Raw genomic sequence first — 1549 nt, 5'->3', positions numbered from 1 at the left:
TCCTACGATATTTGGGAATGAACACGATGTGATACTTACAGTTCCACCTCGTGTGTGATAAACTTAAATCGTCATCCATGGATACACCTCCTGTTATATCAAACGGTTGTCAGCCTTTTTGATTATAACATGAGGTTTTTTTCACATCGCAGGAAGCTATTCCGATTCTCACGTGCATAGCACCCGGTTTTTATCTTCACTGCGTTTCGATAATAATAATAAAAAGACCTACTTGAAGGTAGATCTATTTATGTTTTATGTAGTTATCTAAGTGTGATTATTGAGAATAGAGAGATTTAGTCTATTGAGAATAAGTGAGATTAGATAATTACATTCTGTCGTTGTCTAAATCACTTTTTCCTCATTTGTCCAATTTTCGTTTTCCTCCAAAGCATAAGAAAAAGCCATCCAAATGAGACAATGGATGGCTAATTATTTGCTTTTATTCTATTTATCAATTCGATCGCCAACAAATCGGACAGCCCATATTCAGTGGAAGCATCGAGAAGTAACGCTATTATCTTGTTTTCGCTATCATCCAAATTATCTTTTACTATTCTGGCTAAATAGCCGTCATCATCTAAGAAGTCGAAGTATAAATCAATCGCTCGTTTATTTAATATTTTTAAATCTATTTGATTATCTTTTTTAATAATAATGTTTTTATATAAACCAGCGTATGTTCCGAGAGTAATATGAATTCCTGATTTAATTGTTTTAAAAGAAAAGTCATCTATTATATTTAATACAACTACGCCTTGGTATTTTAGTTGTTCTAAATAAGCAAGCAATGTTAGTAAATTAATAACGCAAAAGGTATCATTACCAAAAAATAGATTAATTGTTGTAACTGTATCGATTGAGTTTTTTAAATCTATAATTTCACTCATTTTTGAGACATACTCATCATTTGATATAGAGAGATATTTACTTCTACTTTCAATGAACTCATTAGAAAAAATAGGAAAGGTAGCTGGCCCAGACATCATCGCTTCATTAAAAGGGATACCTTTGCTTTTTGTATTTTTTTCAAAATACTCGTTATAGAATTCGCCATTAGTAATATTGATAACCATATGAACATATTATAAACAAAAATCCTCTTTAAGAGGACTTATTTCAAGTCTGTCGCAGGAAAGTCCTTTTTGTCCAACTGAGGAAAATTAACTTTGGACTACGACAACAATTTCTAACGTTGGACAGTCAGACTTATTCAGTTTTGTCTAAAATCATCTATTCGTATTATGTCGTGTTTTGAAGCATTTGCGAGCGGGTAAAATAGCAATTCTGCGGCGGGGCGTGTGGGGAGCTGTTTTGAGAGCCGGCGGACGTTTGCTTGGGCAGGAAGCTTTCGTGTCGTATGGAGCTTGTTTGGCTTGCTTATGGGCGTGTGGCTACATGGTCTGAAAGTAGCTGCGTGTGCGGTTGGTTCGGCGGGCGGTCAGTAAGGTGTAAGAAGAGAGTTTTGGTGGTAGCTATAAATTATATATATATAAATAGTTGTGAGATAGAGTAGGTGGAAGCATGAGATGGTAGGTAGCTGTTAGTA

The 1549-nt window shown here is 34.7% G+C and carries 3 protein-coding genes; 1 reads left to right on the top strand and 2 read right to left on the bottom strand.

From position 1 onward, the window contains the following. Both J6Y29_04575 and J6Y29_04570 read right to left on the bottom strand, forming a co-directional pair. The coding region (locus J6Y29_04575; protein MBP5427147.1) for an IS200/IS605 family transposase at window positions 1-79 on the bottom strand (79 nt) is incomplete at its 3' end. A 349-nt stretch (window positions 80-428) separates the two neighbouring features. Then, on the bottom strand, window positions 429-1076 hold the full coding sequence (locus J6Y29_04570; GenBank protein ID MBP5427146.1) for a hypothetical protein: 648 nt from the start codon (window positions 1074-1076) through the stop codon (window positions 429-431). 284 nt (window positions 1077-1360) lie between these two features. On the opposite strand from J6Y29_04570, the gene J6Y29_04565 reads away from it, so the two are divergent. Further along, window positions 1361-1516, top strand: coding sequence for a hypothetical protein (locus J6Y29_04565; GenBank protein MBP5427145.1), 156 nt, complete (start codon window positions 1361-1363; stop codon window positions 1514-1516). The last annotated feature ends 33 nt before the right edge of the window (window positions 1517-1549 follow it).

It is taken from the genome of Clostridiales bacterium, assembly GCA_017961515.1.
Classification (GTDB): Bacteria; Bacillota; Clostridia; order Acetivibrionales; family RGIG10202; genus RGIG10202.
This window is presented reverse-complemented; position numbering and strand designations above follow the sequence as displayed.

Coding starts and splice junctions, on each gene's coding strand:
- J6Y29_04570 (MBP5427146.1), bottom strand. CDS start 1,076: ATGGTTATCAATATTACTAATGGCGAATTCTATAACGAGTATTTTGAA.
- J6Y29_04565 (MBP5427145.1), top strand. CDS start 1,361: ATGGAGCTTGTTTGGCTTGCTTATGGGCGTGTGGCTACATGGTCTGAA.